Here is a 24,479-nt window from a genome sequence, read left to right on the forward strand (position 1 = left end):
CGCGGTCAGAGCATCAACCGAGTCGGCGGCGGAGGGCCGCCACCAGCCTGATCGGCGCCACACGCAGCACCAAAGCTCCCTTCGGACCGCCCGAGAGCGGCTTGGCGTAATAGGGGCGGCCGAGCCGGGAGGCGCGGAACCAACGGGTGCCGGACAGTCCCCTCGCGACCGGGAGGGGAATGCGGTGTTCCGGGTCGTCCGTGCGGAGGGTCAGCGTCCACCGTCCTGGGCGCAGTTTCCCCACCGGCATGCGGGCGGTGAAGGTGCGGCTGTCGTCCGGTGCGTACCGCAGGGGGACCTCTCGTACCGAGCCCGAGTCCTCTTCGGCGCGCAGGGCGGTGGGTTCGGGGTGGTGTGCGGACTCGGCGGTCAGGCGTCCGCCGACGATGAGCGTGGTGGGTGCGGAGGTGTCCCAGGCGATGCCGGTCACGTGGCATGCCGGCTCGGCCTCGGTCTGCCGCACGTCCAGGGAGAAGTTGCCGTGGGGGGTGAAGAAGGGGCGTGCGGTGGCGGGCCCGTGCCCGGGCCGGGAGCCGGTGGCCAGCTCTCGCTGCGGTGGAGCGGTCCTCCGGCCGTCCGCGTCCGTCCGGGCCTGTCGGAGCCTGACGGTCCGGCTGACGCCCTGGGCGCGTACGTCCAGGTAGAGGTCCCACAGCCCCTTGCCGAGCGGGGCGCCCGAGTCCACGGTGCTCAGGTCCACCTCCACGGTGAAGCCGGCTGCTGCGTCGTCGCCGTGGTGCGGGGCGGTGCCGACGGTCACGGGCACCCGGATGTCCGGGTGCCGTGAACCCCTGGGGCGCAGGATCAGTCGGGTGGCCGCCTGGAGGGGGCCGAGGGACTCGATGTGGGCGTGGCCGGCGAGGCGGAGCACCCCGCCGTCGCCCGTCCAGGCCACTTCGGCCAGTTCATGGTGGACAGGGATGCGGTCCGTGACGTCGAAGCAGACGTCCGGGACCGCCTTCACCGGTTCACGGAAGAAGGGATGGGACCAGTAGACGCGGCCCTTGTCGACGATGTGGCCGCGCGCCGCGTCCTCCTTGGCGTGCCGGGCCACGGTCATGAGGTCCTCGTAGCGGTCCGCGCACAGGAGGTGGACGATCAGCCGGTCCTGAGGGGCGAGCAACTGGAAGACGCCATCGGTCACATAGGTCTGGGCCCAGTGCCGGAACCGCGGGTAGAAGCGCTCCCGTGCCTGCTGTTCGCTCTCCCGGGGCAGCAGGGCACGCAGCGGCCCGCACAGCTCCCACTCCACGTGGCGGCGCATGATGCGGTCCTGGCGCGGCCCGGGGTCCAGGTAGCGGGCGACCGTCTCGAAGCACAGTTGGGTGCCGTCCATCCGGTGGACGAGGTCGGCGGCGGTGAGGGTGAGGTTGTTACCGTTCTGGCGATTGCGGGAGTAGTAGCAGTCGTAGTCGGCGACTACGGAGATGCCGTCGGCGTTGAGGAAGGCCGCGGCGGTGAAGGGCTTGTCCTCGCAGTTGCGGTACGGCGGAAACCTCAGGTCCAGCCGTTCGATCAGCGAGCGCCTGAACAGTTTCCAGCAGCCGAGGGTGCGGTAGGCGGCGGAGGAGAAGACGTCCGTCCGGGGCTGGTTGTGTGAGAAGACGGCCGTGGGCACGGCCCGTCCGCCGACCGAGACCATCTTGCCGAGGACCACGTCGGTGCGGTTCTCGTCCGCCATCGCGACCATGCGGCGCAGGGCGTCCGGGCCGAGGTAGTCGTCGGAGTCGAGGAAGAAGACGTAGTCACCACCGGCCATGTCCAGGCCGGTGTTGCGCGGGCCTCCGGCCCCTCCGCTGTTCGGCTGGTGGACGACACGCATGCGGGAGCAGGTCCGGGCGAGGCGGTCCAGTTCCCGTCCGGTGCCGTCGGTCGAGCCGTCGTCCACGGCGATGATCTCGATCGTGTCGAGACCGAGCGTCTGCTCCATGACGGAGGTGACGCACTTCGTCAGTTCCGGCATCGCGTTGTACGCGGGGATGATCACGCTCACGCGGGGAGGGGTCGTAAGGGACATGAGGGGCTCCCGGGCCGTGGGGCGGTGCGGAGGTGAGGGAGGCAGGCCGGTTTCTGACGGGGCCGGACGACAGACGGCTCCATGGAGCTTCCGGCGCGGCCCCTCCTGCCGCGCTGCGTGAGGCGCCCTCCTACGCCGTCGGAGTGCGGGAACCACCCGTTCGGGTGCGGGTGGGCCGAACCCGGGACGTCCCCTCCTCCTGCGCCCGTCCCAGTGCGTCCTCGGCAAAGGCGCCCCGGGACCAGGCCGCCGTGGACTCCGCATGGGCCGCGATGACGTCCCGTCGCCCGAGCAGCGCGGACCACGTACAGGAAGGGTGGGCTGGCCGGCTGCCAGGCGGTGGATCTGCCCTGCCCCCCAAGCCAGGGACCTGGACGGCGACGAGCCGTTCAAGGGCAACATCGACCTGCACCGGCTGGAGGAGGCGCTGCGGGGCCCCGATGCCTCCAGGATCGCCCATGTCATCATGACGCTCACCAACAACGGCGAAGCCGGCCAGCCGGTCTCCATGGACAACCTCGCCCGGGCCGCCTCCCTGTGCCGGGAGCACTCGGTTCCGCTCTTCCTCGACGCCGCCCGCTTCGCCGAGAACGCCTGGCTGGTCACCCAGCACGAGGCCGCCTACCGGGACATGAGCCCGCGACAGACGGAAGGCTTTCCCGCCTACGGCGGTCTGGCCGGCCGGGACCTGGAGATGATCGCCCGAGGGCTGACGGAAGTCACCGACCCCTGCTACCTCCGGGCCCGCGCCGACGCCACCCGGCACCTCGCCCGGCTGACCCGCGAGGCCGGCATCGCCATCGTCGAACCGCCGGGTCTGCACGCCCTCTACCTCAACGCGGGCCGGCTGCTGCCGCACATCGCCGCGCACCGCTTCCCCGGCCACGCGCTCGCCTGCCAGCTCTACCTCGAAGGCGGTATCCGCTCGGTGGGCTACCGCCTGGTGGAACAGCCCCCGCTTCTGCGCCACTTCCGCTCCAAACCGGAACCCGTCCCGTCCCGTCCTGAGTACGGCAGCGCGCCTCACGAGGGGTGACGGAGGATCAAGTCGACGCAGGCGCCACGATTCGGCGGTGTGCGCCGTGTCACACCCCCCAAAGTCCGCCTAAGTTGTCTACATCACAGCGGAAATGTCCATTTGGCGTGCATGCTCGAAACGGATGCCGGTGCCGAAGTGGGGTTCATCGGCATCCTCTTGGGCGCGAAGATACAAAGTGACCCATGGCACAGCACTCCTGACATTCTCCCTGCCCCCCTTGGAAGGTGCCTCATCATGGCCGCTTACCTCTGCCCGCCCGCCGTGATACACGGCGAGCATTCAGTGAAGACCAGCCAGATCGTGGCGGAGGTGAGCGACCGGCATCCACACGCGGCGTGGGCGCCGCGGATCGACGCCATCGCGGCCAGTACGGGCATCGAATCCCGCGGGTGGATGCTTCCCCTGGAGACCGCCGTCGCACCCGGCAACGGCAGCGGCCTGCGGGATGTCGGCATCGAGCGGGCCCAAGAGGCGCTGGCACGCGACGGGTTCACCCAGCAGGACGTGGACCGCGTGATCACAGCCCTCGAGGCGATACCCGCGCCGCAGACCGTCCAGGAGCGCACCGCGCCGGCCTGGGAGGCCGTGCAGTCCTACGGGGAGCACGCCGCGCGCGGGGCCCTGCAGACAGCCGGGCTGGACGCCGCGGACATCGACTGCCTGATCACCAGCCACTCCACCACCCCGGCGCTGCCGGGTCTGGACATGGCCCTGGCCAACAGACTGCCGCTCCGCAACGACGTGATGCTGCTGCCGGCCACGCAGTGGGCCTGTATCGCGGGGACCCGCTCCCTGGCGCTGGCGGCGGATCTCGTGGCCGCGGACCCCGACCGGGTGGTCCTGGTCGTCATAGCCGAGGCGCTGAGCACGACCTACCAGCCCGCCGACGACACCCTCGAGTCCCTGATCGTCCGGTTGCTGTTCGCGGACACCGCTGTCGCCGCGGTGGTCACGGGCCGCCCGAGGCCCGAGTCGGTGCTGCGGCTGGACTCCGCCTGGCACCACACCCTGCCCGGCACCCAAGACCTGCACCGCCTGGAGACACGGGCGGACGGAACTCACTTCGTGATGGACCGGCGCGGGCCGCGCGCCGTGCAGGAGACGGTCACCGCGATGTGGGAGTGGCTGCGCGCCCGCTACCAGGATGACCCCGACTCCTGGCACCCGGACGTACTGCTCGCGCACCCCGGGGGGACCCGCGTGCTGGAGTACATGGAGCAGACGATGCCCGACGCGTGGCCGTCGGGGCTGCTGGACTACAGCCGGGACAGCTACACCAGCGGCAACCGCGGAGGTGCCGCCGTGTTCGACATCCTGCGGCGGGCGCACGACGCGGGGCAGCAGAAGCCCGGCAATCGCGCCGTTCTGTACGCGGCGGCGCCGGGGCTCACGGCCACCGCACTGGAAGGGCAGTGGCTGTAGTCCGCTGGAGGGCGCCGTCCGCACCGTCGGCCGCGGCCGGCCTCCACGCCGCCCGTACCGCCGCGCCCCCGTAACCGGCCGCGCCCGCGACGCGTCACCGCGTCATCTGTCACCTCGCGACTTCCGCCCAGACGACCTTTCCGGTGTCCGTCCACCGCACCCCCCACCGGGTGGTGAGCCGGTGCACAATGCTCAGGCCGCGCCCGCCGTCGTCGAGCAGGTCGCCCCGCCTCAGACGTGGTCTGCCGTTGCCGGTGTCGCCCACCTCGCACAGCAGGCCATGACCGGCCCTGATGAGCCGGACCGTGATGGGGCCGGTGGCGAAGCGCACCGCGTTCGTGACCAGCTCGCTGACCAGCAGCAGCGCGTTGTCCCGGGTGCCGTCCCTGATACGCCATTGCCTCAGCAGGGCGGAGACCTCCGCGCGGGCTCGGGCGGGGGCGTCGCCGCGGGCGGGCAGCCGCCAGGTCGCCGTGTCCCCCTTGCGATAGCCGATCATCCGAGCGAGCAGCAGGGTCACATCGTCGCGCTGGGGCGCGGGCGCCAGTGCGGAGACGACGTGCCGTGCCGTCTGCTGCAAGGCGTCCCAGGGGTGCACCCTGGACACGACGTCCGCCAGCCGGTCGATCCCCTCGTCGATCGACAGGGCGGGATCCTCCACCAGGCCGTCGGTGTAGAGCGCGAGCACGGAGCCCGGGGGCACGCCGATGGTGTACACGTCGAACGGCTCTCGCAGCGCGAACTCGGCACCCAGACCGGGGTGAGGGCGGATCGCGAGCGGGGCCGCGCGCCCGTCCGGGGACACCAGGACCGGGGGGAGGTGGCCGGCGCTGGACAGCGTCACGTGGTGGCTGACCGGGTCGTAGATCGCGATGCAGCAGGTCGACCCGAGGGCGCTGTAGCCGGCCGCCAGCCCGGACTCCGCGTCGTCCAGCAGCGTCACGGTCTCGTCCAGGTGCTCCAGTACCTGGTCGGGCGCGAGCCCGGCGGACAGCAGCGCGCGGGCCTCCATGCTCAGCTGGCCCATGGTCGCCGCGGCTCCGAGGCCGTGCCCGACGACGTCACCGACCACCAGCGCGGTACGGCCGTCCGGCAGCGGAAAGCTGTTCACCCAGTCACCGCCGACGCCCGCGCTGTCGGGGGTGGCGGGCTGGTCGACGCTGGCGATCTCGATGGTGTCGCCGCCGGCCCGGGGCAGGAGCCGGCGCTGCAACGCCAGCACCTGCGTGTGCTCGCGCTGGTGCTGACGGGCCAGGTCGACGTGGTGAGCGGTTCTGGCCACCAGTTCCTGCAGGTCGAACAGCTCGCTGTCGCGGAAGGGGCAGTCCGCCCGCCGCCAGACCTCCGCCACGCCCAGGACGACGGGCGGCGCGCCGTCCAGGACCAGCGGTATGCACGCCAAACCTGCCGACCGGTCACCCGGCACCAGGGCACGCACCACTCGTGGACTGCCGAAAACCCGCTCGACCGCCTGCCGGTCGGGTATGACGATGGTCTGCGGAGCGTCCTCCCGCAGTACCGCCTGCGCCAGCAGGCGACTCGCGTCTCCGGGAAGATCGTCGCCCGGAGTCATGTAGCCCTCGGGCCACACCCGGTCCGGCACCAGGGCCGCCCGCCGCAGGCGGATGCGCCCCTGCGGCTTCCCGGTGACTCCCTCACCCGTCCATACGGCGAAGTCGAGGTCGACCGCGGCCACGTCTCCCCAGGCCAGCAGGGACTCCGCCAGCGACTGCGCGGTCTCGCCGATGTCCAGCGAGGTGCCGATCGCGGTCTCTGCGGCGTAGAGATGCAGTCGCCTGGCCATGGCGATCACGGAGACGGTCAGACCCTCCTCGGGCGCCGCGGCGGGCAGGATGCTCATCGAGACCACCAGCTCCGACCCGTCACCGCGCCGCAGCCGCTGGATTCGGGCGACATGCGCCTCACCGCTCTCCACGACCTGCCGCAACCGCCGGGTGACCGTCGGTACGTCCCCAGGGGGCAGGAGATCGACGAACGGCCTCCCGGCCCCGGCGTCCAGACCCGCGAACACAGGGGCTTCCAGGTTGCAGCGGGTGATGACGAGGTCCCTGTCCAGGTTGACCGCGCCGAGGATCTGCTCCTGACGGCCGTTGCCCGGGTTGTCGGGGACCCGCCGGGACGTGGTGCGGTCGCCCTGCGCATCGGCGGAACCGGCGGGCGCTGCCGCTCCAGCACGCGGGATGTAGCGCCCCAGAGCGCGGCTGACCAGGTCGAACGCCGAGGAGGACGAGGGCGGAGGTGAGGGCGAGGGTGTGGAGTCCATGCGGCTCTCTCAGCAATCCCCGGCGCGATGCCGGGGCCGTACTCGGACCCGTGCGGCGGGGCCCCGAGATCCCGGACCGCACACCTCATTGAATAACACCGGTGGCCGCTTCGCATACACCAGCGATTGCGCGGTGTGCGGACAGTCAGGGGGGCGGGGACGGTGAGGGCGTGCTCACCTCAGAGGCAGTGCCTGGGCGATCAGCAGCGCGACATCGTCGTGGTCAGCCGGATTGCGGAGTTGCCGGAGCAGCCGGTCGCAGGTCTCCTCCGCGGAGCGGTACGGCGGGGACAGCAGGCGCAGGAGATCGTTCAGGCGCTTGTCGATGGGGGCGTCGCGGGTCTCGACCAGGCCGTCGGTGTACAGCACGAGTTGATCGCCGGGGTTCATGGCGAGGGCGGAGGTTTCGAAGGGGCCGCTGCCGACTCCCAGCGGGGTGCCGGTGGGCAGGTCGAGCAGTTCGGGTGGTCGGCCGGCGCGCACCAGAACCGGGGGCAGGTGACCGGCGCAGGCCACCTGCAAGCGGGCGTGGTGAGGGTCGTAGACCGCGTACACGCACGTGGCGATGTAGGGGTCCAGGCCCTGTGTGATCCTGTCGAGGTGGGTGAGGATCCGGCTCGGGGCGAGGTCGAGGTCGGCGAGGGTGGAGGTGGCGGTGCGCAGCCGGCCCATGGCGGTGGCCGCCGGGATGCCGCTGCCCATGACGTCGCCGACCGCCAGGGCGGTTCGGTCACCGCTGAGGGGGATGACGTCGTACCAGTCGCCGCCGACCTCGCTGAAGGCCTGCGCGGGCCGGTACCGGGCGGCGATCTCCAGGCCGGGGCGGCGAGGCGAGGGCTGGGGCAGCAGGCTGCGCTGCAGGGTTTCGGCTGCGGTGCGGATGTGCTGGTGCAGCACGGCGTTGTCGATGCTCAGCGCGGCGGACGAGGCGAGTTCCCAGGCGAGGGTGAGATCGTCCTCGTCGAAGGGCTGCGGGTTGCGCGCGCGGGCCAGTCCCATCACGCCGATGATCTCTCCGCGGGCGATGAGGGGGACGGCCATGTCGGTGTGGACACCGGCCTCGGCGAGCAGGCCTGCGGCAGCGTCGTCGGCGGCGATACGGCTGAGCTCTCCGCTGTCGAGGTGGGTGATCAGCAGGGGCTTGCGGGTGCGCAGGCAGTGGGCCGCCGGGTGGTCGGCGTGGTAGGTGGTGAGGTGGCCGGGCGCAATGATCGCCTCGGAGGCGCCGGTGGGGTACGCGGTCTGCACCGCCAGGGCGCGGAACAGTGCCGGCCCCTCGCCGCGGTCCGGGCGGCCCGTCCGCAGGACGGAGTCCAGGATGTCCACCCCGATCATGTCGGCCAGGTCGGGCACCAGGACGTCCGCCAGTTCCTGGGCGGTCCGCTCCACCTCGAGGGTGGTCCCGATGCGGGCCGAGCCGTCGGCCATCATGCGCAGGCGCTGCTGGGCCAGGTCGGCTTGCCTGGCTGTTTCGTACCGGTCGGTGACGTCCACCACCACGTTGGCGATGCCGAGCACGTTCCCGCCGTGGTCCTCGAGTCGGTAGAGCGATACGGCCCAGGCGTGGTCGTTGTCCGGGTCGGCGCGGGTACGGCCCACCACCTGCTGGTCCACCAGGGGCAGGCCGGTCTCCAGAACCTCCTGCATCTGGTTCTCCGCGGCCTCGAAGGGCGCGCCGGGCAGGATCTCCCGGAAGTGGCGGCCCACGTGGTCGGCCGCGGGGACGCCGTGCATCGAGGCCAGGGCCCCGTTGACGGCCACGTACCGCAACTCGGCGTCGAGGACGGACAGGCCGATCGGCGCCTGGGTGACCAGCTGGCTGGACAGGGCGACCTCGCGCTCCACCTGCCGCACCGTGGCCCTGTCGGTGGCGAGCCCGAGCGCGTAGTGGTCACCGATGTTGTCGGTCAGCCGCATGGCGCGGACCTCAACCGTCCGGGTACTGCCGTCCTTGTGCCGGACGGGGAACGATCCCGCCCAGCCTTGGCCGGTCTCCATCACCTCGTCGAACAGTCCGATCCCCGCCTCCCGGTGTTCGGGATGGAGAAGCAGGCGGGCCGCGTACTGCCCGGCCGCTTCGACACGCGGGTAGCCGAACAGCTCCTCGGCCTGCGGACTCCACATGTCGATCCGGCCGTCGGCCTCCACCAGCACCGCGGCGACACCCAGCACGTCCATCAGCCCGCTCGGGCCGGATGCCGCCTCCTGCGGATCACCCGCCTTCTGCGCCGGCTGATTCGCTCGGCTCATCACATTCGCCCCTTAGGCCTGTCGACCTCGCCGGCGCACCCGCCTGCCTCAGCTGACGCTTGCGGCGGTCTCCTTGCAGGTCAGCAACCCGTTCACGATGCGGCACACGACTGTGAACGGCCAGGGGACGCGCCGCGAGAGCGCCACGCCCCGGTCGAACCTCACGGGCCCGGGCGATCAGCACATGATCGATACCGTGCCCGGCTCGCCGGGTCGGTCCTTCTCCTTCCAGCCTTCCACACGTCCCGGCTCTGGCCGAGGTCATGAACCGGTTCCAGTGGCAGTGTCCTGAGCCTCGTCGGTGTCGCGGCGCGCCATCCCCCGGGCTTCGGGGCGGGCGGCCGGCGGCGGCCCGTCCTGCGCGGCGGGAAGCTCCCGTCCCAGGCGTGCGAGCGGGGAGAAGGCCATCACCAACGGGGGACAGCATCATGCCTGCGGCCGTCACCAGCAGGCCGGTGCGCAGCCCCCACTCCCCCGCGAGAAGTCCGCCGGTCAGAGAACCGAGCGGGGTCAGGACCATGCCGGCACACGTGATCGTCGCGGCCGCCCGGCCCTGCATCCCGTCCGGTGTGACGGCCTGCCGGACGGCCATGACCGTGACATTCACCAGCTGACCGCCGAACCCGAACACGATGCCGACCGCGAGGAGCGCGGGAACCGTCACCGCGGAGGAGCCGTCGAGCGCGGGCACCCACAGGAACACACCGTCGCCGAGTGCCGCCGCGCCCACGAGCACCGCGCCGTACCCGAACCGGCTCGGAAGGCGGACGGCCAGCAGGGAGCCCAGGAGCGCGCCCGGTCCCGCCGCCGCGAGCGCCAGCCCGACGACGGTGCCCGGCAGGTGCAGTTCTCGCGGCAGGAACAGCAGATAGACGGTCATCATGGCCGCGAAGGAGAACTGGAACGCGGCCGAGGCCACGCACACGGCCCGAAGCACGGCATCGCCGGCGACGAAGCGCAGGCCCTCATGGATCCGCTGCCGGATCCGCAGGGGGATCCTCCGGGCGCTCCGGCATCGCTTCGGTTCGGCGGATCCGGCGGATCGACAGGAACGACAGCGCGAAGAACAGCGCGCCGGAGGCCGCAGCGATCGGCGCCGACAGCAGGGACACCAGCGCACCGCCGAGAGCGGGACCGCCGATCTGCGCCGCGGACCGGCTGCCTTCGAGCGCGCTGTTGCCTCGTAGCAGTTGGTGCCGTTCCACCAGTCGTACGAGAGACGCCTGGTAGGCCACGTCGAAGAACACGGACAGGGCCCCGACGGCGAAGGCGAGCACCAGCAGGCCGGGCATGCCGAGCCAGCCGAAGAGGCCGGCCAGGGCGACGGCGCCCAGGGCCAGGGCCCGGCCGGCGTCCGTGAGCACCATCGTCGTGCGGGTGCGCCACCGGTCCACCCACGCACCGGCGAAGAGCGAGAGCAACAGGATCGGGGCCTGCCCCACAGCGCGGAGAACGCCCAGTTGGCCGGCGCTGGCGTGAAGCGTCAGGACGGCCAGGAGCGGCAGAACCACCAGGCTTGCGTGTTCACCGAGTTGGGAGGCTGTCTGCCCCATCCAGAGTCTGCGGAAGTCGGCGTCCCGCCACAGGCTGGACGGAACAGGTCGAGCGGCATCGGATGCGGCGGAGGAGGCGGACGGCACGGGAATCCCTTGTGTTGCCGACAACGAGGCCCGCCCCCGAGCACTGGAACGGTGCATCGGCGGTTCGGGCAGGAGAAGGCTCGCTGTGCCGCATCATCAAGGGCAGCACGCGATGACAGGCCGGTCACGGCCAACACGTCAACGCGCGCTCGGGAAACCGACCATGTCTCAGCTCCTCGTGGATGACTCGCTGCGCCCAAACCCTAACCGTCGGCCACCCGACACGGAAGGCGGTCGGGGAGGGCGGTGAAGCAGGAGCTGAAGCAGCGCCCGCCCTGCCGCGTCTACACGGCACGAGCCGCCGGCGTTGTGCCCGGGCAGCGTCGGCCGTAGTGGCCCGCCCGCATCCGTCGGCCACGTGTCCAGGGCCGCGGTCCGGTGGCGGGGCCTCGGCGCTGCTCACACTGGCCGCATGTCCGATGCGTCCCCGGTCGTCGCGACCGATGCCCGGCGGGTGGCGGTCATGACCGTGCTCACCGTGCCGGCGGGAGCCGTCGACGCCGTGAGCTTTCTGACCATGGGAAAGGTGTTCTGCGCGCTGGCGACCGGCAACGTGCTCTTCCTGTCCTTCGCGCTCGCCGGGGAGGGCGACGCTCCGGTGGCGCGGCCGGCCACCGCGATCGGCGCGTTCATCGCCGGAGCGGCCATCGCGGGCGTCGCCCTGAAGAACAACAACCCCGTGAGCCACTTCGGCGTGCGGCAGCGCCGGTGCGGCCCGTTGAGGGCGGCGTTGTCGGGGCGGCTCCGCCACGCGTAAGCGATCGTGAGGTCCGCGCCCGGTCCGGCGGTGCGAGGAAGGCCGCGCCGGCCCCACTGACCGCCGGGGTGCGGCGCCGCAGTTCGCGCTCGCTCCGCCGCGTCGGCAAGATGGGATCATGACCGAGATCCGCACACCCCGCCTCTTCCTGCGCCGATGGCTCGACGACGACCTCGTCCCCCTGTCCGAGATCCACGCGGACCCGGCGGTGATGCAACGCATCGGCGACGGCACGCCCCGCTCCCTGGAACAGACCGCCGAGGACATCGAGGCGTGGGAGGAGGAGTGGGACGAGGAAGGGTTCGGGATGTTCGCCGTCGAACTCCTGGGCTCCGGTGAGCTGGTGGGCGCCGTCGGCCTGTCCGTGGCCGACGCTCCGGCCGAGATCGCCGGACAGGTGGCGATCAGCTGGCGGCTCGGGCGGGTGTTCTGGGGGCAGGGATACGCCTCCGAAGCGGCGCACGCCACCCTGGAGTTCGCCCTGCAGGACCGCGGCCTCGACCGGGTGGTGGCGGGGTGTCGGACGGACGACAGAGCCTCCGCGAACGTCCTCGACAAACTCGGCATGCAGACGGAAGGAACCGCACAGCACCCGGTCCACGGCTACGACCTCGCGGTATACGGCATCGACCTCACGCAGTACCAGGAATAGTCCCCGCGCTGGCCGCGTCGAGGACGGGACCCAGTTCCCGGGCCACGGTCGTCAGGGCCCGGACGTCCCGCTCGGCCCGGGCGAGGAGGATCGCCCCCTCCAGGCTGCTGATCATGAGCGTGGCGAGTGCGCCGGCCCGTTCCCCGGGCACACCCATCTCAGTCAGGGCTTGGGCGACCGCACCGGTCCAGGTGGCGAAGGCCGCGGATGCGGCCTTACGCGTGGAGGGGACCGACTCCGCACAGTCCACCGTGGCGGCCGCCACCGGGCAGCCGCCCGCGAAGCCGGCAGCCTCGTACTCGTCGGTCCACTGACGCACCATCTCGGCGAACAGCCCGCTCGGCGTCGGCTCGGGCAGCGAGGCCACGAAACGGGCGACACGGCCTGCCGCGTATCCCCCTGCCCAGCCCACGGCTTCGTCGACCAACTGCGTCTTGCCGCCGGGAAAGTAGTGCTGGAGCGAGCCGCGCGGCGCTGCGGCGTCGGCCGCGACCTGGCGCATGCCGGTGGAGTCGACTCCGTCGCGGCGGATGAGCTGGGCCGCGCTGAACACCATCCGCTCGCGCGGTCCCCGTTCGGCCTTCGCCATCGTCGACCTCCATCAGCCGCGAAAGCCGCGCGGCTTTCGCGGCATCCACTCTATGACCGCCGTCATAATCGCGGCTACTATGACCGCTGTCATAGCCGAGGGGGACGATGGCGGCTCGCCTCCGCGCGAGCCGGACAAGGCGGTGTGTCATGAACGTCGGTTTCATCGGTCTAGGGGTCATGGGCCAGCCCATGGCACTGAACCTCAGTCGAGCCGGAACACGACTCGTGGTCTGGAACCGCACCCCTGAGCGCTGCGAACCACTGCGGGCCGCCGGCGCCGAGGTGGCGGCCGGCACCACCGAGGTCTTTCGCCGGGCGGCCACCGTGTTCCTCATGCTGGCCGATGAGACGGCCGTGGACGCGGTGCTGGGGCGCGGCACCCCGGACTTCGCCCAGCGCGTCGCCGGCCGCACCGTCGTCCACATGGGCACGACCTCGGCCGAGTACTCCCGCAGCCTTCAGGGCGACATCCGGGCCGCGGGCGGGCGCTACGTCGAGGCCCCGGTCTCCGGCAGCCGTGTCCCTGCCGAGCGGGGCGAACTGGTGGGGATGCTGGCGGGCGACGACGACGCCGTGGCGGCCGTACGGCCGCTGCTTGCTCCCCTGTGCCGGGAGACGTTCGTGTGCGGCGCCGTCCCGGGCGCGCTGCTGCTGAAGTTCTCAGTGAACCTGTTCCTGATCGCCGTGGTCACGGGGCTTGCCGAGGCGTTTCACTTCGCCGAGCGGCACGGGCTTGATCAGCATCTTCTCCGGGACGTCCTGGACGCCGGCCCCATGGCCAGTGCCGTCTCCCGGGTCAAGGCGCCGAAACTGCTGGAGCGTGACTTCTCGGTCCAGGCCGCCGCGGCGGACGTCCTGAAGAACAACCGCCTCATCGCCGAGGCCGCCCGCAAGGCCGATCTGGCGTCCCCGCTGCTCGACGTCTGCCACGCCCTCTACGACGAGACCGTCCGGCGGGGCCATGGCGGGGAGGACATGGTGGCCGTCCTGCACGCCCTGGAGGCCCGGACGGCAGGCGCACCCGTTTAGGCGGACCGGACTGCCGCGCCGTGTACCCGCGCGAGCGTGATCGGCACCTGCGGCGTCCGGGTGGCCCTCTGCTCACCCCCTCAGGCATGCTGACCCGCATGGTCTCGGTGGTCCAGAACGTGGCGATCGACTGCTCGGATGCGTATGAGCTGGCTCGGTTCTGGACCTTGGTCGCTGATCGCCGGAAGCCCGACGGGGCGGGCTGGGCCGTCCTGGCCGATCCGGAAGGCAACGAATTCTGTGTCCTGCGGAGCGATTCCGATCGCGCCGCGATGTCTTCCTGAGGCTCGGTAGCTCAGCCCGAGCGCCCCAGACAGCTCGTCGGAGCCATGGGCCGAGTACCGGGGCCGGTTCCGCCCCGAGGGCACCTTCGCTGCGCGCGCCCTGCGGTTCGGCTTGGACGCCTACGCGGGGCTCGGGTGGCGGACCAGACAGAACGGGTGCCCCGCCGGGTCGGCATAGATCCGCCAGCTCCGCCCGTCCGTACCGGCGTCCAACACCGTTGCCCCCTGGGCCAGTACCTCGACTTCGGCCCGGTCCAGGTCCGCGACGCCGAAGTCGAGGTGGAACTGCTGCGGTCTGGCCGGGTCGGGCCACAGCGGCGGCCGGTAGTCCGTTGCCCGCTGGAAGGCCAGGACGGTACCGGACGCCGTGTGCAACGTGGCCCAGGCGTCGCTCAGCGCCCACCGCCCGTCCGGTTGGTTGACGGTGCCGCCGAGGATCGACCGGTAGAACGCGGCCAGCTCCTCCGGTTCGGGGCAGTCGAGCACCACGCACTGCAGGTCAGCGATCACGGGCCGATCCTAGACGGATCTCACCGCCGCCACCGTGGCCACTACGACGTACGAGAAGCGAGGTACTGCTTGACGCCTGGCGCGGTGTGGGCGTCTTCCACGTTCACCGCGGCCCCTACCGCCTTGGCGTCCGGCTTGTACACGTAGGTCGAGGTGCTCGCGGGCCGTGCCTTGTCGGAGAAGTTCTGTGCGGTGCCGAGGCCGACGTCGACACTGGCCTGGGAGCGATGGGCCTTGACCACGTCCTCGCGGGCCAGGCTGCCGTTCTCGCAGGCCTTCTTCAGGCCGGTGCCCATCAGCTGAGCGGCGTTGTAGCCGGAGAGCACCCCGGAGTCGACGAGGGAGTCGGGGTACTTCTTCTTGTACGAGGCGACCATCTTGCGGACCCCGGCCAGGTCGGAGCTGACCGCGGGCACGGCGCTGACCACGTTCAGCATGGCCGCCAGGGCGGGGGCGGCCGGTGTCTTCATCAACTGCGGGGCGTAGCCGGGGGCGCTGCTGACGACGGGCACCTTCAGGCCGCGGGAGGCCGCGACGCCGACCAGTGAGGCCGTCTGGGCCGGTCCGGCGCTGATCAGGATGGCCTTGACGCCCTCCTTGCGCAGGGCGGAGACCTGTGCGGACAGGTCGGTGTCCGTCGCCTTGATCTTCTGTCCGGCAACCTTCAGGCCCGCCTTCTTCGCGGCCCATCGCGAGCCCTCCAGCGCGTTCGCCCCGTAGTCGCCCTCGAAGTAGACGTGGCCGATCGTGTCACCCTTCGCCAGCCCCTTGGTGCGGGTGAGGAAGTCGACCGCGGCGATCATGTCGATGTCGTAGGTGGTGCCCAGGACCTGGACCGAGTCGCGGTCCAGCAGGGAGGCGGCCCAGGCCTGCGGGAAGGTGAGCACCTTGTCCCGCTCGATGTCGTCGAGCAGGGCGGCCATCACGGGCGACCCGATGACCTGGGGCAGCGCCACGACGTCCGCGGAGATGTCGGCGTAGGCGGTGACGGCCTTCTGGACGTCGTAGCCGTGGTCCTTGACGACGATCTCGATGCGCCGGTCGCAGATGCCGCCGCGGGCGTTGACCTCGTCCGCCCACATCTGCTGGGCCTGCACGATGCTCTTGCCGAGGGTCGCGTAAGGGCCGGTGAGGTCCGTCAGGGCGCCCAGCTTGATGGCCTTGTCGGTCACCCCGGGCCCGGTCTTGATGCCGTCGGCGCCGTCGTCGGCGCTCCCGGAGGAGCCGGCCTTGGAGCTGCATCCCGTGCCCGTGAGCAGCAGGGCCGCGAGGGCCGCGGCCAGGAGCGTCTTGGTGCGTGCGGGGCGGTGCGTGTGGTGGTGCGTGGGCTTCACGGGGTGGGCTCCTTGGCTCGTGCGGCCGGCGTGGGCGGCAGGGACGGGGCGGTGGTGTCGGTGGGTGGTGGAGCGGCTCGGCGGCTGCGCAGGCGGGCTCGCAGGCGGCGGACCAGGCCGTGCAGGCCGTCGGGGGCGAAGAGGAGGATCAGGACGATCGCCGCTCCGTAGAGGTAGCGGGCGGCTTCGGTGGGGCCGACCGTGCCGTCGGTGGTGCCGGGGGCGGCCACCAGCGGGAGTTGGTCGGCGTAGCGGGTCATCAGCAGGGGCAGCCCGGTGACGAAGACGGCACCCGCGGTGGCTCCGGCCACCGATCCCAGCCCGCCGATGACGATCATGGCGAGGTAGTCGACGGACAGTACGAGGCCGAAGTAGTCGGGGACCACGCGGCGGAAGGAGAGGGCGAGCAGCACCCCGGCCAGGCCGGCGTACATCGACGAGACGACGAAGGCCGCCGAGCGGTAGCGGGAGACGTTCACGCCCATCACCGCGGCCGCCGTCTCGCTGTCGCGCAGCGCCACCAGAGCGCGTCCCGGACGGCCGCGGAGCAGCCCGCGGGCGGTGAACCAGGTGACCGCGAACAGCGCGAGTCCCAGGTACCACAGCCGTTCCTCGGCGCCGAACGGCACGCCCAGCAGGGTCAGTTCGGAGTCGGCGGAGAAGGAGAAGCCGCCCAGTTGCAGCGGCGGGACCGAGCGGCCGTTGAAGCCGCCGGTGACGGAGTCCGCGGTGAGCAGGACGTGGTGGCCGAGGAAGACCAGGGCCAGGGTGGCGACGCCCAGGTAGATGCCGCGTACCCGGCCGGCGACGGGGCTGAAGAGTCCGCCGGCCGCCCCGGCGAGCAGGACCGCGAGCACGGCGGCCACGCAGGTCGGCAGCCCGGGTCCGGGTTCACCCGCCAGCCATACGTAGCCGTAGGCGCCCACGGCCAGGAAGAAGGCGTGACCGAGAGAGAGTTGGCCGGCTGTGCCGGAGAGCAGGCCGAGGCCCACCGCGCCGACGGCCGCCGCCATCGAGAACAGGCCGATGCGCAGCCAGAACGCGTCGAGGTAGAAGGGCAGGGCGCACAGCATGACGACGGCCGCGAAGATCCGGCCGAGCCGGAGGGCGTGGGCGCGGGAGAGTCGCTCAGACACGGACCGCCGCCTTTCCGCCGAACAGCCCGGTCGGCCGTACCAGCAGCACCAGCACCATCACCGCGTAGGGAGCGACGTCGCCGAACCCCTCGCCCAGGACGTGCAGGTCGGACTGGTAACCGGCGACGAGCGCCTCGGTCATGCCGATCAGCAGGCTGCCGGCGAGTGCGCCGGGCGGCGAGGCCATCCCGCCGAGGATCGCCGCCGGGAAGGCCTTCAGGGCGATCTGCCCCGTCGTGCGCTCCAGGCCGGGTGCGGGGAACGCGGCGAGGAAGACCGCCGCCAGGGCGGCCAGCGCTCCGGCCAGGCACCAGGCCAGCATGCGGATCCGCACCAGCCGCACGCCCATCAGGGAGGCCGCCTCGACGTCCTCGGCCGAGGCCCGCAGCGACAGGCCCCAGGAGGTGTACCGGAACAGGGCGAAGACACCGGCTATGACCACGGTGGAGACCACGATCGCGGCGATCCGGCTGTCCGCGACGGTCACCGGCCCCAGCCCGCTGACCGAGTCGCCCCAGGGGTCGCCGAGCGAGAGCAGGTCGCCGCCGATGCGCCGCGACAGGTCGGTGAGGATGAGGATGTCGACGCCGATGGTGACGATGGTCTGCACATGGGCGGTGTGCGGGTCCGGTCCGCCGGCCTGGAGCAGGAAGCGGTCCATGGCTCCGGCCACGGCCGCCGTCACCAGGACGGACACCGCGAGGGCCCCGGCGAAGCCGAGGTCGTCGTGGAGTACGGCCGTGAGGTAGCCGCCGAGCAGCAGCAGGGAGCCGTGGGCGAAGTTCATGACGCCGGAGGCCTTGAAGATGATGACGAAGCCGAGTGCGACGAGGGCGTAGACCGCCCCGAGGGCCAGGCCGTTGAACACGTTGTCCAGGAGGGTGGTCATGCCGCGTCCTCCTGTTCGGCGCCGGTGCCGAGGTAGGCGCGCAGCACCTCGGGGTCGCTGCGGACCTCGTCCGGGGTGCCGTGCGCGATGGCGCGGCCGAAGTCGAGGACGGTGACCTCGTCGGCGAGCCGCATCACCAGCCCCATGTCGTGCTCCACCAGTACGACGGACAGGCCGAGTTCGGCGCGTACGGTGTGCACGACCTCGACCGTGCGGGCCCGTTCGGCCGCGTTCATTCCGGCGACCGGCTCGTCCAGCAGCAGGACGCTCGGCTCCAGACACAGGGCGCGGGCGAACTCCACGCGCTTGCGGTCGCCGTAGGAGAGCAGGGCGACGGGGCTGTCGAAGTGCGCTGCCAGGCCGGTGAGTTCGGCCATCTCGCGGGCCCGGTCGAGGTGGGCGCGTTGTTCGCGTCGCGCGTGCGGCAGGCGCAGCGCGCTGGCGGTGAATCCGGCCCGGGACAGGGCGTGGCGGCCGAGCATCAGGTTGTCGGCGACCGTGCCCTGGGTGGTGACGATGTTCTGGAAGGTGCGGGCCACGCCGAGGGCGGCGATGCGGTGCGGGGCCAGCCGGGTCAGGTCGGCGTCTCCGAGCCGTACGGTGCCCGTGGCCGGGCGGCACAGGCCCGACAGCACGTTGAAGCAGGTGGACTTGCCCGCTCCGTTGGGCCCGATCAGCGCGTGGACGGAGCCCGGCGCGACGGTGAAGGACACCGCGTCCAGGGCGGTGAGCCCGGCGAACCGGACGGTCACGTCCGTCACGGCGAGTTCGGGCGGTGCGGTGGTGCGGGCGGTCACGCGGCTCCCTGCCCCTCGGTGGTTCCGGCTCTCTGCGCGGTCTCGGTCCCTTCTTCGGTGGTCTCGCCCAGGTACAGCCGCTTCACGGCGTCCGTGCGGGCGAGCTCGTCGGCGGGCCCGGAGAGCCGGACCTCGCCGACCTCCAGGACGTGGGCGGTGTCGGCGAGGGACAGCGCCATGCCCGCGTTCTGCTCGACGAGCAGGACGGCGGTGCCCTGGGCGTTGATCTCGCGGACGACCTCGGCGATCCGGTGGACCATCTGCGGGGCGAGGCCCAGGGAGGGCTCGTCGAGCAGGAGCAGGCGGGGCGCGGCCATGAGGGCCCGGCCGATGGCCAGCATCTGCTGCTCGCCGCCGGAGAGCAGCCCTGCCGCCTGCCGGGTGCGTTCGGCGAGGCGCGGGAAGAGCGTGAAGACCCGCTCCCGGGCCTCGGCGACCTGGTCCGAGCGGCGCCGACCGAGTCCGAGGCCGCCGGAGCGCAGGTTCTCGTCGACGGTGAGTCCGGCGAAGACCCGGCGTCCCTCGGGGACCTGGACGACTCCGGCGCGCACAGCGGCGACCGGGTCGCGCCCGTCGAGTTCCGTGGCGCCGTAGCGGATGCGGCCGGCGGTGACCGCGCCGCGGTGCAGGCGCAGGGTGCCCGACACCGCCCGCAGCAGGGTCGTCTTGCCCGCGCCGTTGGCGCCGAGCAGGGTGACGACGGTGCCGTGCGGGACGGTCAGGGACACGGAGCGAAGGGCGGACAGGGCGCGGCCGTAGGTCACGTCGAGGCCCTCGACGTGCAGGGCGGGCTCTTCGTCCGGTGGTGCTTCGGGCATCACGGCTCCTCGGATCCGTGCCGTCGGGCACGGGTGCTTCGGGGGAAGGGCAGCTCACGACAGCACGGGCGCGGGCGGGCGGTACAGGTGTTCGGGCCGGGTGGCTGCGCCGTCCCAACGCGGGTCGGCGGGGATTGTGCGGCTGCCCAGGGGCGGCGGTGCACGGCACGGGAGGATGCCGGGCAGGGGTGTGCCGCGGAAGGACCTCGGCCGGTGGGTGGCGGTGCGGTGCCGTGACGTGACGAAGGGACATGCGAGGCGCGCCGCGGGGTCGGAGCGTGCGGGCCGCGCGGCAGCGCCGGAGGCGGGAAGGTCCGGTCAGCCGCGCAGCAGTCGGCGCGCCGTCAGCGCGAGGCCGATCTCCACCACGTCGTGCGGGCGCGCCAGGGAGCGGCCGATGAGCTGCTCGCAGCGGCGCAGCCGGTTCAGGACGGTGTTGCGGTGGCAGTACAGCCGTTCACCGGCACGCTGGGCGGAGCCGTCGCAGGCGAACCAGGCGACCAGGGTGTCCAGCAGTACGTCCCGGTCGGCCGGTTCCAGCCGCAGGAGGGGGCCGAGTACACGCTCGGTGAGGTTCGCGCCGAGCTCCGGGCAGGAGACGACCAGCGCCTCGGGCAGGTGGTCGGTGAGCCGGACCGTGCCGCCCTCGGGCGGGCAGATGCTCAGCGCCAGGTCGGCCAGGCGCCGGGCGTCACCGACGGCGGCGAGTCCCGTCACCGCGCTGCCGACGCCGATCCGGCACCCGGCCGGGCCGTCGGCGGGCAGGGCCGGCACCGCCCCGAGGTCCCCGTCGGCCGCCCCGTCCCCCTCGTCGCCGACCAGGACGATGCCGTAGTCCACCTCCACTCCCGAGTGCCAGTACGCGCTGCCGCCGGGCACGGAGCCCTGCTGCCGGCCTCCGGCGACCGCGACGACGACGTAACGGCCGTACTCCGGCAGGCACAGTCTCTCGGCGGTCTCGGGCAGGTCCGCGATCCGGCTCGTGCCGTCCAGGAGGGCCGCTGCCAGCAGGCGCACCCTGTTCTCGCGCCGCCAGGCGAGCTGGCGCTCGGCCTGCCGGTAGGCGTCCGCCACGAGGGTGCAGTGCTCGTCGACGAAGTTCCACACGTCGGTCGCCACGTGCACGAGGAGCCGGATGTCCTCGGGATGCGAGCGGGTGGTCTCCTCGACCAGCCGCTGCCACACCAGGGACCCGCCGATCCGGAACGCGTGCAGCAGAGCGTCCAGCGGCAGCCCCTGCTCGGCGCGGGCGACGCCGATCCGCCAGGTGCAGCGGTGGGCGGCCTCACGGGTGCCGCGCGGGTCGAGCAGCGAGGTCACGCTGTGCCGCAAGGAGCGGTACACCTCCTGCCAGGTGGCGGCATGGTCGTTCTCCAGCGCGGTCCGGTACGCCGGTTCCTGCTCGCGCAGGACCGCCAGCAGCCGGTCGGTCAGGTCCGGCAGGTCGTCGAGCAGGATGCGGGCCGACCGGTGCAGGACGCGCAGCGCGTCGGCGTCGATCAGCGACCGGATCCGACGTGAGCGCGGCTGCGCAACGGGTGTCGGCCCGGTGCGGAACGTCGTCCGTGTGCGTGCGGCAGGATGCATGGCGGTCCTCCCCCGACTTCGGCCTTCCGGCAGCCCCCGCCGCCGTCCGGGCGCAGCGGCGTCCGGCGGGTGCGCTGCCCGTACGGCCGTCGTCACCCGCGTAGTGCTGCTTCGAAGAATGGCATACCGTCCGGTCGGTCCCCAGAGTCGTGCGGCGTCTTCTCGATGCGGCCGCCGAGATTTCCCGGGGATTCAGCGGTGCTCTTGGTCGACCATGCGGGCCAGTTCGATGCGGGAGCGCACGCCGAGAGCGGCGAAGACATTGCGCAGGTGGTAGTCGACCGTGCGGGTGCTGACGGCCAGCCGCTGGGCGACCTCCCTGTTGGTGGCGCCCTCGGCCACGTGGCGTGCGATGCGCAGTTGCTGCGGTGTCAGCCGCGCCAGCCCCGCGGTCGGCTCCTTCCCGGACGCGGCTCCGTTGGCGCGCAGCTCGCCGCGCGTCTGGTCGGCCCAGGCGCCGGCGCCACAGCGCTCGAAGGCGACCAGGGCGGCTCCGAGCCGGGCGCGGGCCTCCCGCAGCCGGCGGCGCCGCCGCAGCCACCGGCCGTACAGGTACTCGGTGCGGGCCCGCTCGAAGTCGCCGCCCGACTCGTCGTGCAGGGCAAGCGCTTCCCGGTAGAGGTCGTCGGCCTCGCGGTCGTCCGTGGCGAGCAGGGCGCGGCAGCGCGCGAGCTGGGCGGGCGCGTGCGGATCGGCGCCGAAGGCGGCCCACTGGGCGAGGTCGGCGACGACCCCCCGCGCGTCCTCCGGCTGCCCGGCGAGCACCGCGGCCTCCACGAAGCAGGGCACGGCGAGCATCCAGACGGCGAAGTGACCGCGCCGGGGGCCGGGACCGACGAGCGGGGCGAGCCGGTCTGCGGCCTCCAGGGGGCGGCCGCGGGCCAGGTCGGCGCGGGCGGTGGCCCACTCGGCCAGGGTCGCGGCCTGAGCCAGGCCGTGCCGACGGGCGGTGACCAGGGCGGCCGAGGCGTACCCGGCGACCGCGGCGGTGTCCCCCTCGATCGAAGCGGCCAGGGCGAGCATCGCGTGGTGGCTCGCCGCGGTGTTGCGGTGGCCGGCCGTCAGTGCCGCGCGTACGCCCTCCTCCGCGTGGGCGCGCGCCTGTGCATGGCGGCCGGCGCGCAGTTCGCCGTAGGCCAGGTACTCCAGGGCGCGCGCTTCGAACGCGGCGCTCTCCGCGGTGCGGGCGGCCGCGAGGGCGCGGGCCCCTGCGGTACGGGCCGCGTGGACGTCCCCGAGCAGCAGGGCCGCCGCCGCGGCGCGCAGCAGCCGCTCCGGCCGGTCGTCGCGGCGCGCCTGGTCCAGCACGCGCCGCAGGGGCCCGGCGGCGTGCTCCGGCCGCCGGGCCAGCAGGGCCCGCATACCGTCGCGGTAGTCCCGGAAGAACGGGTCGCGGACATCGGTGAGATTCCTGGCGCCGGGTGACAGCGGGCCCTCGGCGTCCCGTACCGTCGCCGTCGCGCCGTACTCGTCGGCCGTCGGGGCGCCGCCCTCGTCGGCGTATTGCCCGGCGGTGACGGTGCCCGGTGCGGTGAGCCCGTCCGGCCGCTCCGAGGTGTCGGTGCCGCCGAGGGTGGCCAGACAGATCATGACGTCGCCGGACGCCCAGGCGGCGTCGGCCGCGCAGAGGCGTGCGGCTTCGGCGGTGTCCGGGGCGTCCCGGGCCAGCAGGGACGCGGCCAGCAGCAGGGTCTCGCGCGCGTCGCCCACCGGCCCGTCGGACAGCTGGCGCTTGCCGCGCGCGAGTTCGGCACGGCCGCGGTCCTCGGTGGCCGACCGGTCGGTGTCCCGGCCGTTCCGGCCTTCTGCGCGAGGGGCCGTTCGCCACCTGCTTCGGTCTCCGGTCACCCCACGGAGGTTACTTGCGCGTAAGGAAGACCGGAAGGCTGACGTCCGCGCGTCCGGGCGCGCCAATCCGAGGCCTCACCTGCGCGTCGACCGGGCTCGGCCGGTGGACGGATTGTGCCGCGGCACAACGGGGGGCCTCCACGGCCGTGCCCCGGCACGACACCGGCGGCGGACGCGTCGCACGCGTCCGCCGCCGATCCCCCTCGCAGGCCCGGCTCCGCGGCCCGGGGGCGCGGAAGGTCAGGAAACGTGCGGGCAGTTGCCCCGGTACTCCTCGATGGTCAGGCTCGGTCGGGGCAGCGGGCACAGGAACTGCTCGTAGCGGGTGTCGTTGTCGATGAACCGCTTGAGCCAGGAAATGCTGTACTTCGCGATCGTCGTGTTCGACGAGTTGGGGGTGAAGTGCGTCGCCGAGTTCAGCTCCAGGTACCCCCGGTCCAGCGAGGAGGACAGGCTCGAGTAGAAGGGTTCGGCGTGGGAGGCGACCGGGGCGATGGTGTCGCCGTCGGCTCCGAAGATCAGGGTCGGCGTGGTGACCTCGGGCCAGGTCTTGTCGAGGTTCCACGGGGTCAGCGGGATCGCCGCCTGGAGGGCCGGACGCGACTTGGCGGCCTCCAGGCTGCCGCCGCCGCCCATCGAGTGGCCCATGACGCCGAGGCGGGAGGCGTCGATGCGGGTGCGGACCGAGCTGCGGTCGGTGAGGTAGTCCAGGGCGGCCAGCAGCTGACGGCCTCGGGAGTCGGGCTGGTCGAGCGTGGTGAGGGTGTCGATGGTGAACACCACGAAGCCCTGCGAGGCCAGGCGCGGTCCGAGCCAGGCGATGGACGACTCGTAGGCGGTGTAGCCGGGCGAGACGGCCACCGCGCCGAAGGTGCCGTCGCTGGTGCTCGTCGGGTAGTAGATGGTGCCGCCGCCGAATCCGGTGACGGACAGCGAGGAGACGGACATCTGCGACACGGCGTACGGGCCGCGCAGCGCCTCGATGCTGGAGGTGGTGGGGGCCGGGCCGCGCTCGTAGGGGTTGTCCGCGGCGTGGGCCCCCGGGTTGTTCAGGGGTCCCACGCCGATGGCGAGGGCGAGTGCCGCGGCGGCGCCGGCCAGTCGCCCGGCCCGGCGTCCGGCTCGGTGCCCGAGGGGGCCGCGGTTGTGCGGGGGTGAGTCGGTGTGGGGATGGAGTTGCACGACGAGTCGTCCTCTCTGTCGTGGCAGGTGGCCGTTCGCGGGCACGCGGGACCTGGGGCGTCTGCCGCGTGCCCGCGGTGGGCACCGCCGTCGGGCTGGCCGTGCCACTGTCAGGGAGGGGCCGCCGCGCGGGGACCGGCAATGTCACCGGTCTTGTAGGGCCGGTGCCGGGGATACGCCCGTCGTTGCGGGGCCGTCGTGCGGCGATCGCCCCGGGGCTCCTGTCAGCCGGCGGTGCCGGGGACCGCGACGCCGTCACCGGTCAAGCCCGGCATCGGACAGCGGGAACACGTGGCTGCCCGGCCGGGCGCGGAGGGGCCGGGGCCCGTCGGGGCATTGGCCCGGTGCAGAAGACGGCGATGTTCGACCACGAGGAAGGCAGGGGTCGAGGCGGCGAGCACGGCCGCGAGCGC

18 protein-coding genes and 2 pseudogenes are annotated in these 24,479 nt (G+C 72.6%); 6 read left to right on the plus strand and 14 right to left on the minus strand.

What is annotated here, in order from left to right:
* Positions 1–13: 13 nt before the first annotated feature.
* Positions 14–1,993 carry a glycosyltransferase family 2 protein gene (locus G3I77_RS38555; RefSeq protein WP_308311448.1) on the minus strand — a complete coding sequence of 660 codons (1,980 nt, stop codon included), beginning with the start codon at positions 1,991–1,993 and terminating at the stop codon, positions 14–16.
* 340 nt (positions 1,994–2,333) lie between these two features.
* Here G3I77_RS38555 and G3I77_RS38560 point away from each other — a divergent pair, with 340 nt between their 5' ends.
* Both G3I77_RS38560 and G3I77_RS38565 read left to right on the plus strand, forming a co-directional pair.
* A complete protein-coding gene (locus tag G3I77_RS38560) occupies positions 2,334–3,053 on the plus strand; it encodes a beta-eliminating lyase-related protein (RefSeq protein ID WP_248511663.1) in 720 nt (239 codons plus the stop codon).
* A 237-nt stretch (positions 3,054–3,290) separates the two neighbouring features.
* Positions 3,291–4,478 carry a type III polyketide synthase gene (locus G3I77_RS38565; protein ID WP_248511665.1) on the plus strand — a complete coding sequence of 396 codons (1,188 nt, stop codon included), beginning with the start codon at positions 3,291–3,293 and terminating at the stop codon, positions 4,476–4,478.
* Between the two features lie 109 nt (positions 4,479–4,587).
* On the opposite strand, the gene G3I77_RS38570 is transcribed toward G3I77_RS38565, so the two are convergent.
* The 3 genes and pseudogenes from G3I77_RS38570 to G3I77_RS38580 form a co-directional block, all read right to left on the minus strand.
* Positions 4,588–6,762, minus strand: coding sequence for a SpoIIE family protein phosphatase (locus tag G3I77_RS38570; protein WP_248511674.1), 2,175 nt, complete (start codon positions 6,760–6,762; stop codon positions 4,588–4,590).
* A 174-nt stretch (positions 6,763–6,936) separates the two neighbouring features.
* The gene (locus G3I77_RS38575; RefSeq protein WP_248511675.1) at positions 6,937–9,012 is read right to left on the minus strand and encodes a SpoIIE family protein phosphatase; all 2,076 of its coding nucleotides are present in this window, start codon (positions 9,010–9,012) and stop codon (positions 6,937–6,939) included.
* A gap of 261 nt (positions 9,013–9,273) precedes the next feature.
* A pseudogene (locus G3I77_RS38580) lies at positions 9,274–10,652 on the minus strand (MFS transporter).
* A gap of 412 nt (positions 10,653–11,064) precedes the next feature.
* Here G3I77_RS38580 and G3I77_RS38585 point away from each other — a divergent pair.
* A complete protein-coding gene (locus G3I77_RS38585) occupies positions 11,065–11,409 on the plus strand; it encodes a DUF1275 family protein (RefSeq protein WP_248511677.1) in 345 nt (114 codons plus the stop codon).
* Between the two features lie 118 nt (positions 11,410–11,527).
* A complete protein-coding gene (locus tag G3I77_RS38590; protein ID WP_248511679.1) occupies positions 11,528–12,061 on the plus strand; it encodes a GNAT family N-acetyltransferase in 534 nt (177 codons plus the stop codon).
* Here G3I77_RS38590 and G3I77_RS38595 read toward each other — a convergent pair.
* Positions 12,042–12,650, minus strand: coding sequence for a TetR/AcrR family transcriptional regulator (locus tag G3I77_RS38595; protein ID WP_248511680.1), 609 nt, complete (start codon positions 12,648–12,650; stop codon positions 12,042–12,044). The genes G3I77_RS38590 and G3I77_RS38595 overlap by 20 nt on opposite strands.
* Positions 12,651–12,799: 149 nt before the next feature.
* Between G3I77_RS38595 and G3I77_RS38600 the strand changes: the two genes are divergently transcribed.
* On the plus strand, positions 12,800–13,681 hold the full coding sequence (locus tag G3I77_RS38600; protein ID WP_248511682.1) for an NAD(P)-dependent oxidoreductase: 882 nt from the start codon (positions 12,800–12,802) through the stop codon (positions 13,679–13,681).
* Between the two features lie 98 nt (positions 13,682–13,779).
* A complete protein-coding gene (locus tag G3I77_RS38605) occupies positions 13,780–13,965 on the plus strand; it encodes a VOC family protein (protein WP_248511722.1) in 186 nt (61 codons plus the stop codon).
* Between the two features lie 120 nt (positions 13,966–14,085).
* Here G3I77_RS38605 and G3I77_RS38610 read toward each other — a convergent pair whose 3' ends face one another.
* The 9 genes and pseudogenes from G3I77_RS38610 to G3I77_RS38650 form a co-directional block, all read right to left on the minus strand.
* Complete coding sequence (locus G3I77_RS38610; protein WP_248511684.1) at positions 14,086–14,475, minus strand: VOC family protein; 390 nt, start codon at positions 14,473–14,475, stop codon at positions 14,086–14,088.
* Positions 14,476–14,516: 41 nt separating this feature from the next.
* Positions 14,517–15,809: an ABC transporter substrate-binding protein gene (locus tag G3I77_RS38615; protein WP_248511686.1), complete on the minus strand. Its 1,293-nt coding sequence runs from the start codon at positions 15,807–15,809 to the stop codon at positions 14,517–14,519.
* Entirely contained in the window at positions 15,806–16,882 is a 1,077-nt protein-coding gene (locus tag G3I77_RS38620; RefSeq protein ID WP_248511724.1) for a branched-chain amino acid ABC transporter permease, read from the minus strand. Before G3I77_RS38620 ends, G3I77_RS38615 begins: the two co-directional genes overlap by 4 nt.
* Before the next feature lie 55 nt (positions 16,883–16,937).
* Positions 16,938–17,834: a branched-chain amino acid ABC transporter permease gene (locus G3I77_RS38625; RefSeq protein WP_248511688.1), complete on the minus strand. Its 897-nt coding sequence runs from the start codon at positions 17,832–17,834 to the stop codon at positions 16,938–16,940.
* Complete coding sequence (locus G3I77_RS38630; RefSeq protein WP_248511690.1) at positions 17,831–18,631, minus strand: ABC transporter ATP-binding protein; 801 nt, start codon at positions 18,629–18,631, stop codon at positions 17,831–17,833. Before G3I77_RS38630 ends, G3I77_RS38625 begins: the two co-directional genes overlap by 4 nt.
* Positions 18,628–19,449 carry an ABC transporter ATP-binding protein gene (locus G3I77_RS38635; RefSeq protein ID WP_248511692.1) on the minus strand — a complete coding sequence of 274 codons (822 nt, stop codon included), beginning with the start codon at positions 19,447–19,449 and terminating at the stop codon, positions 18,628–18,630. Before G3I77_RS38635 ends, G3I77_RS38630 begins: the two co-directional genes overlap by 4 nt.
* Before the next feature lie 318 nt (positions 19,450–19,767).
* Positions 19,768–21,036 carry a CdaR family transcriptional regulator gene (locus G3I77_RS38640; protein ID WP_248511699.1) on the minus strand — a complete coding sequence of 423 codons (1,269 nt, stop codon included), beginning with the start codon at positions 21,034–21,036 and terminating at the stop codon, positions 19,768–19,770.
* A gap of 192 nt (positions 21,037–21,228) precedes the next feature.
* A pseudogene (locus G3I77_RS38645) lies at positions 21,229–22,467 on the minus strand (LuxR C-terminal-related transcriptional regulator); the annotation flags it as partial.
* A 657-nt stretch (positions 22,468–23,124) separates the two neighbouring features.
* Positions 23,125–24,066 (minus strand): alpha/beta hydrolase, encoded by a 942-nt coding sequence (locus tag G3I77_RS38650; RefSeq protein WP_248511700.1) that lies wholly within the window; start codon positions 24,064–24,066, stop codon positions 23,125–23,127.
* Positions 24,067–24,479 lie beyond the last annotated feature (413 nt).

The sequence above is a fragment of the Streptomyces sp. D2-8 genome (assembly GCF_023184515.1).
Lineage (GTDB): Bacteria > Actinomycetota > Actinomycetes > Streptomycetales > Streptomycetaceae > Streptomyces.

Excerpts from the sequence above, each read along its gene's own strand:
- G3I77_RS38635 (WP_248511692.1), bottom strand. The coding sequence starts at position 19,449 with ATGCCCGAAGCACCACCGGACGAAGAGCCCGCCCTGCACGTCGAGGGC.
- G3I77_RS38640 (WP_248511699.1), bottom strand. The coding sequence starts at position 21,036 with ATGCATCCTGCCGCACGCACACGGACGACGTTCCGCACCGGGCCGACA.
- G3I77_RS38600 (WP_248511682.1), top strand. The coding sequence starts at position 12,800 with ATGAACGTCGGTTTCATCGGTCTAGGGGTCATGGGCCAGCCCATGGCA.
- G3I77_RS38585 (WP_248511677.1), top strand. The coding sequence starts at position 11,065 with ATGTCCGATGCGTCCCCGGTCGTCGCGACCGATGCCCGGCGGGTGGCG.
- G3I77_RS38590 (WP_248511679.1), top strand. The coding sequence starts at position 11,528 with ATGACCGAGATCCGCACACCCCGCCTCTTCCTGCGCCGATGGCTCGAC.
- G3I77_RS38605 (WP_248511722.1), top strand. The coding sequence starts at position 13,780 with ATGGTCTCGGTGGTCCAGAACGTGGCGATCGACTGCTCGGATGCGTAT.
- G3I77_RS38575 (WP_248511675.1), bottom strand. The coding sequence starts at position 9,012 with ATGAGCCGAGCGAATCAGCCGGCGCAGAAGGCGGGTGATCCGCAGGAG.
- G3I77_RS38595 (WP_248511680.1), bottom strand. The coding sequence starts at position 12,650 with ATGGCGAAGGCCGAACGGGGACCGCGCGAGCGGATGGTGTTCAGCGCG.
- G3I77_RS38625 (WP_248511688.1), bottom strand. The coding sequence starts at position 17,834 with ATGACCACCCTCCTGGACAACGTGTTCAACGGCCTGGCCCTCGGGGCG.
- G3I77_RS38565 (WP_248511665.1), top strand. The coding sequence starts at position 3,291 with ATGGCCGCTTACCTCTGCCCGCCCGCCGTGATACACGGCGAGCATTCA.
- G3I77_RS38620 (WP_248511724.1), bottom strand. The coding sequence starts at position 16,882 with ATGCTGTGCGCCCTGCCCTTCTACCTCGACGCGTTCTGGCTGCGCATC.
- G3I77_RS38570 (WP_248511674.1), bottom strand. The coding sequence starts at position 6,762 with ATGGACTCCACACCCTCGCCCTCACCTCCGCCCTCGTCCTCCTCGGCG.